A 13,421-nucleotide genomic window follows, 5' to 3' on the forward strand; every position below is an offset into this window, starting at 1 on the left:
GACCTCATCCTGATAGGATGTGAAGCTGTCTCCGACGTCATCCTGAGGTGCCCCGCCGGCTTCGGCGGGCCTCGAAGGATGGTGTTCAGCGCAGTGCCGGCGGCCATCCTTCGAGGCTCGCAAGAGCTCGCACCTCAGGATGACGACGGAAATAGCTTCGCAAGCTCCTCCTCGCGATGACGTTTGCAATCTCGTCGCCGCCACCTCACGCCTTCGGCGGTTCGGCGTGGCTGATGACGCGCTTGACCGTCGGGAATGCGCGGCGCAGGGCGCGTTCGATCTCATCGACGTTCTCGTGGACCTTGATCACGCTCATCGAGGGCGCGGCGCGGCAATGGAAGTTGACGATTTCACCGGCATCGGTGTCGCGCACCCGCACATTATGGATGTCATGGATGGCGCCGTCGGCGGCAAAACCCGCCAACGCGGAGCGGATGGTTTCGACCCGATCGGGCGCGGCATCGGTGCCGACAGGCAATTCCGGTTCCAGCGGTTCGATATGGGTATCGACTTCGACGTCGTCGCCGAACTCCTCGCGGATGTCGTGTTCGAATGCGTGGGCGATGTCGTGGGCCGCATCGAGCGCCATCTCGCCGTCGACTTCGAGGTCGATGCTGACGGTCAGCTTGCCGCCGAGATCGTGGACGGTGACATGATGGACGGCGAGGCCCGAATTGCGCGCGATCACCATGATGCGTTCGCGCACACTCTCATTGTCGCGCGCGATCGGAACCGGGGTGAAGGTCAGATCGGCATCGCCGAGCGCTGCGGTGACCGCGTCCTGCGCCTGCCGCTTGATGGCTTCGACCCGATCGATCGGAAAGGTGCGCGGCACCTGGACGGTGGCGTCGATGAAATGGGTCGGGCCGACCATGCGCGCCCGCAGCCGCTCGACATCGACGATGCCGGGCACCGCCTTGAGCGCGGCCGTCGCCTTCTCGGCGACGCCGTCCGGCGCGCGGTCGAGCAGGGTTTCCACGGTGGAACGCGCCAGCCGCAGGCCGAGCGCCGAAATCACCACCGCGACGCCGATCGCGGCCGCCGCGTCGCCCCAGCGATATCCAAGCGCGGACAGCGCGAGCCCGGCGATGACGGCGATCGAGCCGAGTACGTCGGACGCAAAATGCAGCGCATCGGCGGCCAGCGCCTGGCTTTTGGTCGCGCGCGCGGTACGCTGGAGCGCCAAAGCGCGCCACAGATTGACCGCGATGTCGATCAGGAGAACCGCGAACGGGATCACCGAGAGGGTCGGCGGCGGCGCGCCGTCGCGCAACCGGCCATAGGAGGCGACCAGGATGCCGCCCGCCAGCACATACAGCATCGCGATCACGCCGAGCGCCGACAGGCTCTCCATCTTGCCGTGGCCGTAATGATGTTCCTCGTCCGCCGGCTTGTCGGACACCTGCACCACCATCCAGGTGACGATGGTCGCGGCGAGATCGACCGAGGAATGCAGCGCCTCGGAGATCAGCGCGATACTGCCGATCGAGATACCGACGACGAATTTGGCCGCGGCCATGCTGGCGCTGGCGATCATCGAGATCGCGGCGACGCGGGATTTTTCGGAGTGAACAAATCGGCTCATGGCGATGCTTTAGCAGCCGATCATGTCACGTCAAAGCTCGCATCCACCACGCAATCGCTACTCATTTGCAGAAGCGAAATTGTTGCGAATTGTTCCGATTTTAAGTTTGAAGCAGCGAAGTTGGCGGCAGGCATGAAGCCGCGCGCGGCACAGCGGTGGAACGATGGACGAACTCAACCTTTAACCCTGGAGGGGTGCCGGCGCCAAACAGGCGCTTCGTTCAAAATGAAGGAAAGCTGCATGCCGAACAACGATCGCGAAGGCAGGCTAGGTGGTCGAACGTTAGTTGCAATTGTCGCTGTGTTTATCGTGGCATTCGCCATTTTCGCACTGGGACCCGGGAGCACAACTCATGTTGCAAGCAATCCGGGGCCGGCCGGAATGCCGGAATCAACCATCATAAATCCGGTGCCGCCTCCAGCCAGCAGCCCGTCGGAAGCGACCCCCGAAAACCCGCGATAAATGCTTTCAAGCGATATCCTTGATCAAATTGAAAATGCTGCGTGGGTCAGGCGTCATTTGGCTCGGTATCTCTGCTTCGCAGCAAACGCCACAACGCCGCGATCCCGGACAGCAGCATTCGCAGGAACACAACGATCAGGGTGATCTGCAGCCAGATAAAGCCGCCGATTTCCCGGAACACAAACTCGATGCGCGGTCCCCATGGCGGCGGGATGGTATCGCCAACGGTCTCCATGCCGCGCTGGATGGCGCGCTGAAGTCCGGTCAGCAGTTCAGGCTTTTGGTAAAATGCCGCGCCGATGCATAGCCAGGCCAGCACCACGGTAAAGATTCGGAACGAGTGAACCCTCGCGTGATGCCGCAGCCCTGAATATCGGTTTTCGCGGATCGGGGTCGTCATTCGGCCTCGCCTTACGCTGTTCCAAAGCAGCTTCGAACTGAAAAGACTTCGAACTAAAACGTCTCGGGCGCGTTACCTCGAATGTCCAAGCGCAAACCGCTTTGCGGCCCCATGACCACGCAACCTGCTGCGAACTGGAAAACGATCCCTACTCAAACGCAACCCGTGATGCCAGCAGCTGGCAGGCAGCCGACCGCTGCGCCAAAACCGCCAGTCGGCAAGGGCCAGCCTCGCCATCATCAACCGCTGAGCCCGGAGAGCGCCCAAATCTCGCGGCAAAATTCGCTGCGGAAACAGCGGAAAGCGCAAAAGGCCAACGCGCTGCAAAAATAGCGGGCTCAATTTCGGGAGTCGCGTTCCCGGTCAAGCTTCTGAAGGTACGATAAGCCGTTCACCGTCAGGCGATGCTGGTCCTTTTCGCCTTCGTTGAACATCTGCATCAGGTGCTTCGAGAGCTTTTCACGCGCGCCTGTGGTCTCCGCGCGATTGGCGAGCACGCCATATATTCTCAACGCGCGGTCCACGGGAAGCGAGCGGTCAACGGGAACAATTTGCATTGGATCAGCCATGGTTTGGATACCTCGGTAGATAAGGCCGGCTGACCCGCATCGTTCCGAAGATATCCGGCCTGGTCCGAGGTAATTAGCAGCAATCGCCCGCCATCACGCACTCTTCGCCAGCCGAAACGCCGACAGCAATGCCGTGAAAAGCATGGTGAACATCATGGTGGCGACGGTGGCTTCGCGCAGTTCGGCTATTTTCCAGATATGACCGGCGGCATCGGTGACGTCGCCGGATTGTCCCATCATCCAGGGCACGACATGCGTCAGGCCACCGCAAACATAGAACAGGATCGCAATCGCGTTCAGGGCGGTCTGGTTGTTCTGCATCCACGGTCCGCGGCGGCGGCGCAGATACAGTGCGAACATTTGAAAGAACAGCCATGCGGTCAATAGCCAGCCGAAATAATTCGACAATGGTACGCCGAAAATGGCCCCGCCGTCGTGCCATATCCAGGCCTTGCCGATCGTTGCCGCGGCGGGCTCCATCACCATGTCCCATTGTGTGGCGATAAACGCCGCGACGATGGGCAGGGCGATCAAGTTAAAATTCCGGTCAAGGCGGCGATCGGCGCCGTCGAGCAGGATCGACGCGAGCCGCCACGAGAAATAGCCCATGCCGAACCACAGAGGTCCGACGATCACGGGAATGGCGCCGATGTGGGGCAGGTCGGCGCCGACTTCGAAATGATAATGTCCGAATGGAAAGCCGGTGGCGACGCCGAGGTTTTCGATGGCGAAGGTGGTTACGACGCAGATCGCGAACAGCGCCAGCATGTGCCGGAAGCCATAGGTCATGGTGGCATGCAGGCATGCGCCGACGATTCCGATGGCCGCCAGCGCTTGTGCGATCGGGGTCGGATTCCAGGTGAAGCAGATAACGGCGAGGAGATAGCCGGCAATCAATAGCCACAGGGTTGTCGTCCGAACGGTGACGGTCCGCTTGTCGCCGGTGTCTGTGCTGACGGTCTCGGTCATGACGGCTTTCCCTTACTTCCCTTCTCCCCTTGTGGGAGAAGGTGGCACGGACGAAGTCCGTGCCGGATGAGGGGTCGATACACAACGAGAGGCTGAAACCCCTCACCCGTCTCGCATCTTCGATGCGAGCCACCCTCTCCCACAAGGGGAGAGGGGAAGTAACGATGACGGCCTCAAGCTACAGCCTCACCACGATCTTGCCCAGATGCTGGTTGGCTTCCATGCGCTCGAAGGCTTTGCCGATGTCGTCGAACGAAAACACCTTGTCGATCGGCAGTTGCAGTTTTCGCGCCTCCACCGCGGGCCAGATGTCTTTCTGCACCTCGACGAAGATCTCGCGGATTTCCTCGATCGAGCGGGTGCGGAAGGTGACGCCGATGTAGTTGATGCGTCGCGCGGCGTGCAGGTCGAAATTGAAATCGGCGTGTGTGCCGCCGAGCCGGCCGACATTGACGATGCGGCCCTTGATTTTGGTGGCCTTCATGTTCTGGTTGGCGACCTTGCCCGAGATCTGGTCGACAATCAGGTCGACGCCTTCGCCGTCGGTGGCCTTGAGCACCTGATCGACCCAGCCGGGATCGGAGGAATCCACCGCGAGGTCGGCGCCGAATTCCTTCAGGCGCCCGCGCCGCGTCGCATCGGTCGATGAGCCGATCACGATTTTCGCGCCCTTGAGTTTTGCGATCTGCATCGCCATCAGGCCGACGCCGGAGCTGGCGCCCTGGATCAGCACGGATTGGCCGGGTTGCAAGGCGCCATTGGTCACCACCGCGTTGTGCATGGTGGCGAGCGCGACCGGCAAGGTCGCGGCTTCCTCGAAATTCATGTTGGCATTGCCGGGAATCCGGAACAGCCGGCCATGATCGGCCAGGGCATATTCGGCAAACGCCGCACCGCCGGAGCCCATCACGCGTTCACCGACCTTGACGCCCCTGGCGTCGGGGCCGACTTCCGCGATCTCACCCGCCCATTCCATGCCGAGCACCGCGCCGACGCCGCCGGCGCTGCCATGGGCGTGGCCCTTGGTCATGCCGAGGTCGGCGCGGTTGAGGCCGCAGGCGCGCACGCGAACCAGCACCTGCGTGCCCTTCGGTGCGGGTTTTGCGACGTCGGTGATTTCGGCGCCGTTGGCGCCGTAGACATAGGCTTTCATGGGCAGCTTTCTTTTTCTTGCTGGTAAATCGGGACGATAATTATTTCTGCGTAATTGCGAGCCAACGGGTCGGGCGAATGCCCGCCCGATGACAGGCTCCGCGAAGCAATCCATCTTACTCCAGAAGAAGCTGGATTGCTTCGTCGCTGCGCTCCTCGCAATGACGAACTCGCCAATTATTCCGCGCTCGCAACGACGGAACGATTATTCCGCGGCCTGCCGACGGGTGCCGGACATCATGGCCTCAAAGCGCTCGCGCATGATGGCCTCGGCATCGTGCATGATGCGCGAGACCAGTTCGGCGCAGGTCGGGATATCGTGGATCAATCCCTGCACCTGTCCGGCCGACCAGATGCCTTCATCGTGATCTCCGTTGGCGTACACCATCTTGCCGCGCGCGCCTGCGACGAGTTCGCGGACGTCCTCGAACTTGGCGCCTTCCTTTTCCATCGCGACCACTTTGGTGCTGATCGCGTTTTTGGCGACGCGCGAGGTGTTGCGCATGGTGCGGAAAATCAATTCGGTCTCGCGCTCGTCATTGGCGACGATCTTTTCCTTCACCAGCTGATGGATCGGGCTCTCCTTGGTGCACATGAAGCGGGTGCCCATGTTGATGCCCTCGGCACCGAGCGCCAGCGCCGCGACCAGGCCGCGGCCGTCGCCGAAGCCGCCGGAGGCGATCATCGGAATCTTGATCTTGTCGGCGGCGGCCGGAATCAGGATCAGGCCGGGGGTATCGTCCTCGCCGGGATGACCGGCGCATTCAAAGCCGTCGATCGAGAGCGCATCGACGCCCATCCGCTCCGCCGACAGCCCGTGACGGACGCTGGTGCATTTGTGGATGATCTTGATGCCGTGCTTCTTGAACTCGGTGACGTGTTCCTGCGGCTTGTTGCCGGCGGTCTCCACGATCTTGATGCCGGCCTCGATGATGGCCTGGCGATATTCCGCGTAAGGCGGCGGCTTGATCGAAGGAAGAATGGTGAGGTTGACGCCGAACGGCTTGTCGGTGAGGTCGCGGCAGCGCGCGATTTCCTTGGTGAGGTCTTCCGGCGTCGGCTGGGTCAGCGCCGTGATCAGCCCGAGCGCGCCGGCGTTGGAAACGGCTGCCACCAGTTCGGCGCGTCCGACCCATTGCATGCCGCCCTGCACGATCGGGTGCTCGACGCCGACGAGTTCGGTGAATCGTGTCTTGATCATGTGTTGCCTCTATGTTTCCCCGGCGCGGCCGGCCGCGCGCGTTCTTTTGATTTCGAGCGGCAGGATGCCGCCACCCCCCGCAAATGTCCACCGGGGGTGGGGCAGGTCGGGGCGACGCCATCATGCAAAAGCGGGGCTTTTGTTTCCGCGGGGCGGACAATTCCGCCAAAGCGCCCGACGCGCCTCAGGCGAGCGGCGGTTCTTTCGCGATGATCGATGCTGCTTCCTGGAAGGCGTTGACGGCGTTACGCACGTCCTTCTCGTCATGGGCAAGCGAGATGTAGAACTTGCTGTCTCCCTTGAAGATGCCGCGCTCGCGGAGCAGGTCATTGAAGCGGCGGGTTACCTTGGGGTTCACGTCCAAGGTGTCGCGATAGTCGTCCACCTTGGCACGGTTGGTGAAATAAGCATCGAACATCACAGGCTCGCCCTTGACGACGGCAGGGATGCCGGCGTCGTGCAGCGCCTTCTCCAGCCCGGTCCGGATCGCGTTACCCGTTGCGTGGAGTTTTTCATAGGCGCCGGGGCGCTTCAGAATCTTGAGTGTGGCAAGGCCGGCAATCGATGCGATCGGGTTGCCGCTCAAGGTGCCGACTTGCGGCATGAAGCCTTCGGCGCCGACCTTCGCCTTGTCGAAATGCGCCATGATCTCGGCCTTGCCGGCGATCGCGGATAGCGGATAGCCACCGCCGACCACCTTACCCAGGGTGCAAAGATCCGGCGTGACGCCGTAATATTCCTGGCCGCCGCCGTAAGCCAACCGGAAGCCGGTCACGACTTCGTCGAAGATCAGCAGAATGCCATATTCGGCAGTGATGTCGCGCAGGCCCTGCAGAAATCCGGGCGCCGGCGGCAGCAGGCGCTGCATCGGCTCGACAATCACGCCCGCGAGCTCATCCCTGTGCGCGTGGATCAGTTGCTGCGCCGCCTTGAGATCGTTGAAGGGCGCGACCAGCATCTCGTCCCGCACCGAATCCGGTATCCCCGCCGAGTCCGGCACCGCGCGCGCGGAGTTGCCGGCGCCGCTCGGCCACAGGCTCATCAAGCCGTAGTCGCTCATGCCGTGATAACCGCCCTCGAACTTCAATATCTTGCTGCGCTTGCGATAGGCGCGTGCCGCACGCATCGCGATCGCATCAGCCTCGGTTCCGGAGCTCGCAAAGCGCACCTGCTCAGCGCAGTCCATCGCCTCCACGATCTCTGCCGCGAGCTGGATGCCATATTCATTGTTGGCGAAAAAAGTGGTGCCGCGGCCCAGCTGTTCCGTAACGGCCGCGTTGACCTCTGCATTGGCGTGGCCGACCAGCATCGGTCCGGAGCCGAGCAGGAAGTCCACATACTCGTTGCCGCTAACGTCCCATACCCGTCCACCGCGGCCTTCGCGGATGATGATCTCGCTCGCAATATTGCCGAAGCTGCCCCCGGGCAGCACGCGGCGGGCGGTCTCGACCAGATGCTGCTCTTCACTGTTGTTCTTCATGTCGGCTGTTTTTCTCTCGGCTCAGATTGTAGGGCGCCCCGCACCGGTTGACGAGGCGCGCGACGTGGCTCTGGCTGGTTGGCGGTACAATGCCGGACCATTTGATCCACCACCGCAGCCAATCGTCCTGGGTATCCCACCGGAGTGTTGTAATATTGTTCTAGGTTGATTTCGTAGAATATTCGATCCGTCTGAGCCCAGCAAGCGTCGGCGCCTGCCCGGATCGCGCTCGGATATGGCAACCGGGAAATGCTGGAGTCAGCGCTTGCCGCGCATTGCCGCGGTCCTCAAGCAGACCGGCCCTGGGATCACGAAAGAGGCGAATGTCACGCCGCGCCGGCCACGACCCCATCACTGAGTTTTTGATCCACGACCTCTACCGTGCGGTCGATCTCGGCATGGGGCAGGCCAAGCTGATGCGAAATCAACTTTACCAGGAGGTCGACCCGTTCGATGAAGCGCGCGCCACCGGCGACCGCGCGCGCCGCCGACGATGGCTTGAGCAGGCTTTCCGCCGCCTTGGCATATTTCTCGAAGGGTACGTGGTCCGCAGGCTCGGCGCCCAGCCGCCGCGCGATCGAATCCACATGGTCATAGACCGATTGCGAGAGTTTGAGATCGCCGTGCACGGCGTCGCGGATCGAGCGCGGCTCATGCGGGGTGATGCAGCGGTAATTTCCGGTCAACAGCATCGACCATTTTGCCAGTGGCACGAACAGCGACTCGAACACCCGAAGTTTGACTGGAACGTCGTGGCCGTCGAGCCTCACTGCGTCGATATCGGCTTCGAGTTCGCGCAGCAGGTGGTTGTGTTTCTCATCGGCAAAGGCCGCGGCCTTGAAATTCGTCGGCAGGCCGACATGAAGCACATTCGCCTTCTCTTCCGGCGGACGAAAGGCCTGCGGATCGGGCGAGCACAGCGACACCAGTCCGGTCTGAAAGCGTTGCCAGACGTTGGCGTTGGTATAGGCCTGCTCCAGATCCATCGCCGCCAGCGCCGGGATCCGCTTCAAATAGGGCAGCGGCGGCATGTTCATGATCGAAAGACAAGGCAGTCTCGCCTCGGCGATCTTGATCATCAGCACCCGGATCGTATGGTTGGTGTATTGCGGCTCCTGCATCGCCAGACCGACCAGATCATAACGGGAAATATCGACCTCGGCCGGCGGCACCGCGTCCAATATGCCCGGCAGATCGCGTGAAAAGATCGCCCGGTGCTGCGCCTCGTCACGCAGTTTGATGCGAACTTCGGTGCCGTGGCGATTGATCAGCTCGGCGGTCTGCTGCCGGCAAACCAGCGTCACGTTGTGACCGGCCATCAGCAGCTTGGTCGCCAGCAGGGAGCCATAGGAGGCCCCGAGGATCAGAATGTTGCGCGCCATGCTTTTTCGTCCACGGATGAGGGGGGCGGAATTGTCTCTGGCGCGCCTGGGTCAGGCGGCGTCGACGGCGGGTTTGGCGACCGCCGAGGCTTCATCGAACGCGGTCGAGATATCGCGGACGCTGACCACGCCGATCAGGCTGTAATTATCGATCACGGGCAGATGCCGGATGTGATTCCTGTTCATCAGGTGGCGCGCATGTTCGAGCGTATCGGCCGAACTGCAGGACACCAGTTGCTGCACCGAGATCAGCTGCGAGACCTTCAGGTTGACGCCGGCCGCGCCGTGTTCGGCGATCGCGCGCACGACGTCGCGCTCGGTGAACATTCCGACCGCGGTATTGCCTTCGGTCCGCACCACGTCCTTGACCACGAGCGCGCTGATATTGCTGGCGCGCATCAATTGGGCGGCAACGCCCACGGTTTCGTTCATGCGAACCGTCGCCACGCGTGCCGTCTTCTTGCGCAGGATGTCTCCGACTTTCATCGCAACCTCCTTGGGGTTTCCATGAGTGTCTCTTGTGATCACGATATTGGTATACATTATTCCAGTTGTCAATTCGATCTTGACGTCGTCCACCGCGCACACCATCGAATAAACGGCAGTATTATTGACTTATTTGGCTGTCCGGCGCTGGAGGGCACCGGCCTCTGACGTTGAAACCGGCGTCTGAAAAGTTAATTGGTATTATGTATTCCAATTTCTGTGGACAAAAAAGAGGCGCACCGGAATGCGCCTCTTGGTTGAATCCGAAGCTGAGGGTCAGGCGACTTTGGCGTCGGTGGCCTGGGCGCTCGCCGTCGCTTCATGGCCGAGGATGAACGCGCGCCGCATCGGCTTGATCACGAACACCGCCATCAGCGCCGCAGTGGCATTGAGTGCGACCGCGACGACGAACACCGCCTGCCAGCCGAAATGGGTCGCGATGATGCTGGCGAGCGGCACCAGCAGCGACGCCGTGCCCTTGGCGGTGTAGAGCATGCCGTTGTTGGTGGTGGCGAACTTCACGCCAAATGTGTCGCCGCTGGTGGCCGGGAACAGGCTGTAGATCTCGCCGAACACGCCGAAATAAACCGCCGTCGCCAGCACGAACACGATCGGGATGTGGCCGTACACCGACAACGTCAGCAGCATCAGCGCGCCGGTCCCGAACGCGATGAACATGGTGTGTTCGCGGCCGATGGTGTCGGAAACCCAGCCGAAGAATGGCCGGCCGAAACCGTCGAAGATGCGGTCGAGCGAAATCGCAAAGGTCAATGCGGCCATCTGGAAGCCGAACAGCCCCACCGGCTGGTCGGCGATCTTGAAGTCATGCGCGATCGGCGCGATCTGGGCGGCCGCCATCAGGCCGCCGGCGGCGACCATCACGAACACCAGATACATCACCCAGAAGATCGGGCTGCGCAGCACCTGCGGCGGCGTGAAGTCGATCTTGGTCTGCGGCAGATGCAGCTGTTTCTTCTTCGCCGGCATCACCCGCGACGGCTTGCGCAGGAAGATCGCAAGGATGAAGACGATGACACCCTGGCCGATGCCGAAGGTGAAGAAGGCGTGTTGATAGCCGCTTTCGGCCACCATGTTGGCGATCGGCACCACGGTGATCGCAGCCCCCGCGCCGAAGCCTGCGGCGGTGGCGCCGGCGGCGAGGCCGCGGCGGTCGGGAAACCATTTCAGCGCGTTGCCGACGCAGGTGCCGTACACCGAGCCGGCGCCGATGCCGCCGACGATCGCGGCGACGTAAAGCAGCACCAGCGTATCGGCGTAGGAGTTCAGCACCCAGGCGAGGCTGATCATCACCCCGCCGAACATGATCACGGCGCGCGGGCCGTATTTATCGACGAACCAGGCTTCGATCGGAACCAGCCAGGTTTCGGTCACCACGAACAGCGTGAAGGCCAGCTGGATCGCGGCGCGGCCCCAGTGATATTTGGCGTCGATCGGATCGACGAACAGCGTCCAGCCATATTGCAGGTTGGCGATCATCGCCATGCAGACGATGCCCATCCCCAGTTGCAGCCACCGGAAGTACGGGCCTTCAGGCGCAGGGGATGCCGCAGGTTGTGTCGTGATGCTCATGATTCCTCCCGGGATACGCTTCTATTTTTATGGCGAGCGTTAGGGTCATCGCATAGTGGTATGTATTATGCCAGAGCGCAAGCCCTCCGTTCTGCTCATTATGTCGCAGGGGTGGAGTGCGTGGCGTGGCGGGACTCGGCGTTGCGGACTTGGGATTATCTGGATTTTAGCGCAAAAAAAGACCCCGCAAAAACCGGGGCCTCAGTCAGGGAGGAAGGGTTACAGGCTTGATCGGCGGGACGCGGAATATCCGCGCGGCCCGTTATCAGAGCCCGAAATACGGTGGATCGCCGTTGCGATCGGCGATCCGGGCGTTCGCCATCAAGAGGCGGTCGACCAAGGCCATTAGGCGGCCGAACAGGGTGCTGGCGGGAGCCAAGCGAAGAGCGGTGGTATCGGACATGTTGTCCCCCTAGCTTAAAGCGGGTGCAGCGGCTCGCTGCGTTCTGACAACAGATTAGGTATACCAGATACCAACCGCAACTGCTTTGTTTGCATAGCAGCATGACGACGTTTGCAGTGCAACAAAATGACGCGGCCGGGGATCCCGATCACGAAAAAGGCAGCCGGGAACCGGCGGCCTTGAGATTCGAAGATCGCTGCCATCGGCCGTCATCCCCGGGACGAACGCGGTGCGTTCGCCCGTGAGGTGCGAGCCCGCTTGGGCGAGCCTCGAAGGATGGCCGCAAGCACGACGCAGAACACCATCCTTCGAGGCGCGCAAGAAAGAGCGCGCACCTCAGGATGACGTCTGCCGGGAGAGCGGCTCCTCACCATGAGGGCGACGCTGTTGCGGGCCCGTCGTTACTCCGCCGCCTGCTTGCGTGGCGGATCGAGCGCGCCGGAATCGTGGATCTCGGCGACCTGATGGTCGCTGAAGCCGAGCACCTGGCGCAGGATCTCGTCGGTGTGTTCGCCGAGCAGCGGCGAGCGCGTGACTTCGGTCGGTGAGTCCGACAGCTTGATCGGGTTGCCAACCGAGATGTACTTGCCGCGGGTCGGGTGATCGACCTCGACCACGGTGCCGGTCGCGCGCAGCGACTGGTCTTCGGCGAGTTCCTTCATCGACAGGATCGGTCCGCAGGGGATGTCGTCCTTGTTGAGGATATCCATCGCCTCGAATTTTGTCTGCGTCATCGTCCACTGCTCGATGCGCGCGAAGATCGCGTTCAATCGCGGCAAGCGCGCGGCGGGCTTGGCGTAATCCGGATGGGTCTTCCAGCCGGGTTCGCCGATGACGTCGCAGATCTTCTCCCAGACCGGCGCCTGGGTGATGAAATAGATGTAGGCGTTGGGATCGGTCTCCCAGCCCTTGCATTTGAGGATGCGGCCGGGCTGGCCGCCGCCGGAATCGTTGCCGGCGCGCGGCACCGCTTCGCCGAACGGAATGCCTTCGCCGAACTGGCTGTATTCCTTCAGCGGGCCATGCGCGAGGCGCTGCTGGTCGCGCAGTTTGACCCGCGCAAGGTTGAGCACGCCGTCCTGCATCGCCGCGGTGACCTTCTGGCCTTCGCCGGTCATGGTGCGCTGATAGAGTGCGGTGACGATGCCGAGCGCCAGATGCAGGCCGGTGCCGCTGTCGCCGATCTGCGCGCCGGTGACCAGCGGCAGACCATCACGGAAGCCGGTGGTCGACGCCGCGCCGCCGGTGCACTGGGCGACGTTCTCATAGACCTTGCAGTCTTCGTAGGGGCCGGGACCAAAACCCTTGATCGAGGCCACGATCATCTTCGGGTTGATGGCGTGGATCTTCTCCCAGGGAAATCCCATGCGATCGAGCACGCCGGGGCCGAAATTCTCCACCAGCACGTCGCAGCTCTTGATCAGCGCGGTCAGCACTTCCTTGCCCTTGGGGTTCTTGGTGTCGAGCGTGATCGAGCGCTTGTTGTGGTTGAGCATGGTGAAATACAGGCTGTCGACATTCGGCACGTCCTGCAACTGGCCACGCGTGATGTCGCCGACGCCGGGGCGCTCGACCTTGATCACGTCGGCGCCGAACCATGCCAGCAATTGCGTGCAGGTCGGTCCCGACTGGACGTGGGTGAAATCGAGAATTCGCACGCCCTTCAGCGCCTTTGTCATCTTCTGTACTCCGTCTCGTATCTGGTCCTGCATGTGCAGGAGGGAAAAAGGGAAGGGGCGTTC

At 62.1% G+C, this 13,421-nt stretch carries 14 protein-coding genes; 1 reads left to right on the forward strand and 13 read right to left on the reverse strand.

The window, feature by feature from the left end:
• Window positions 1–205: 205 nt before the first annotated feature.
• Complete coding sequence (locus tag GSQ88_RS21715) at window positions 206–1,585, reverse strand: cation-efflux pump (RefSeq protein ID WP_159009794.1); 1,380 nt, start codon at window positions 1,583–1,585, stop codon at window positions 206–208.
• Between GSQ88_RS21715 and GSQ88_RS21720 the strand changes: the two genes are divergently transcribed.
• Window positions 1,568–2,047 (forward strand): hypothetical protein, encoded by a 480-nt coding sequence (locus tag GSQ88_RS21720; RefSeq protein WP_159009795.1) that lies wholly within the window; start codon window positions 1,568–1,570, stop codon window positions 2,045–2,047. The two genes, GSQ88_RS21715 and GSQ88_RS21720, sit on opposite strands and share 18 nt — an antisense overlap.
• 46 nt (window positions 2,048–2,093) lie before the next feature.
• Here the strand turns inward: GSQ88_RS21720 and GSQ88_RS21725 are convergent, their stop codons facing one another.
• The 12 genes from GSQ88_RS21725 to frc all read right to left on the reverse strand — a co-directional run bounded on the left by GSQ88_RS21725 (window position 2,094) and on the right by frc (window position 13,358).
• Window positions 2,094–2,447, reverse strand: a complete 354-nt coding sequence (locus tag GSQ88_RS21725) for a hypothetical protein (protein WP_159009796.1) — start codon at window positions 2,445–2,447, stop codon at window positions 2,094–2,096.
• 338 nt (window positions 2,448–2,785) lie between these two features.
• Entirely contained in the window at window positions 2,786–3,016 is a 231-nt protein-coding gene (locus GSQ88_RS21730; protein ID WP_159009797.1) for a hypothetical protein, read from the reverse strand.
• 93 nt (window positions 3,017–3,109) lie between these two features.
• Window positions 3,110–3,985, reverse strand: coding sequence for a carotenoid biosynthesis protein (locus GSQ88_RS21735; RefSeq protein WP_159009798.1), 876 nt, complete (start codon window positions 3,983–3,985; stop codon window positions 3,110–3,112).
• A 178-nt stretch (window positions 3,986–4,163) separates the two neighbouring features.
• Window positions 4,164–5,138, reverse strand: coding sequence for a zinc-binding dehydrogenase (locus GSQ88_RS21740; protein ID WP_159009799.1), 975 nt, complete (start codon window positions 5,136–5,138; stop codon window positions 4,164–4,166).
• Between the two features lie 204 nt (window positions 5,139–5,342).
• Entirely contained in the window at window positions 5,343–6,338 is a 996-nt protein-coding gene (locus GSQ88_RS21745) for an NAD(P)H-dependent flavin oxidoreductase (protein WP_159009800.1), read from the reverse strand.
• A 184-nt stretch (window positions 6,339–6,522) separates the two neighbouring features.
• Window positions 6,523–7,818 carry an aspartate aminotransferase family protein gene (locus GSQ88_RS21750; protein ID WP_159009801.1) on the reverse strand — a complete coding sequence of 432 codons (1,296 nt, stop codon included), beginning with the start codon at window positions 7,816–7,818 and terminating at the stop codon, window positions 6,523–6,525.
• Window positions 7,819–8,144: 326 nt separating this feature from the next.
• Complete coding sequence (locus GSQ88_RS21755) at window positions 8,145–9,200, reverse strand: ketopantoate reductase family protein (protein WP_159009802.1); 1,056 nt, start codon at window positions 9,198–9,200, stop codon at window positions 8,145–8,147.
• Window positions 9,201–9,251: 51 nt separating this feature from the next.
• Entirely contained in the window at window positions 9,252–9,686 is a 435-nt protein-coding gene (locus tag GSQ88_RS21760) for a CBS domain-containing protein (RefSeq protein ID WP_159009803.1), read from the reverse strand.
• Between the two features lie 276 nt (window positions 9,687–9,962).
• Window positions 9,963–11,276, reverse strand: a complete 1,314-nt coding sequence (gene oxlT / locus GSQ88_RS21765; RefSeq protein WP_159009804.1) for an oxalate/formate MFS antiporter — start codon at window positions 11,274–11,276, stop codon at window positions 9,963–9,965.
• Between the two features lie 265 nt (window positions 11,277–11,541).
• Window positions 11,542–11,679, reverse strand: coding sequence for a hypothetical protein (locus tag GSQ88_RS35045; RefSeq protein ID WP_174248077.1), 138 nt, complete (start codon window positions 11,677–11,679; stop codon window positions 11,542–11,544).
• Window positions 11,680–11,693: 14 nt separating this feature from the next.
• On the reverse strand, window positions 11,694–11,882 hold the full coding sequence (locus GSQ88_RS21770; protein WP_159009805.1) for a hypothetical protein: 189 nt from the start codon (window positions 11,880–11,882) through the stop codon (window positions 11,694–11,696).
• A gap of 198 nt (window positions 11,883–12,080) precedes the next feature.
• Complete coding sequence (gene frc / locus GSQ88_RS21775; protein ID WP_159009806.1) at window positions 12,081–13,358, reverse strand: formyl-CoA transferase; 1,278 nt, start codon at window positions 13,356–13,358, stop codon at window positions 12,081–12,083.
• Between the last annotated feature and the right edge of the window lie 63 nt (window positions 13,359–13,421).

Source organism: Bradyrhizobium sp. S69, from assembly GCF_009766005.1.
Lineage (GTDB): Bacteria > Pseudomonadota > Alphaproteobacteria > Rhizobiales > Xanthobacteraceae > Bradyrhizobium.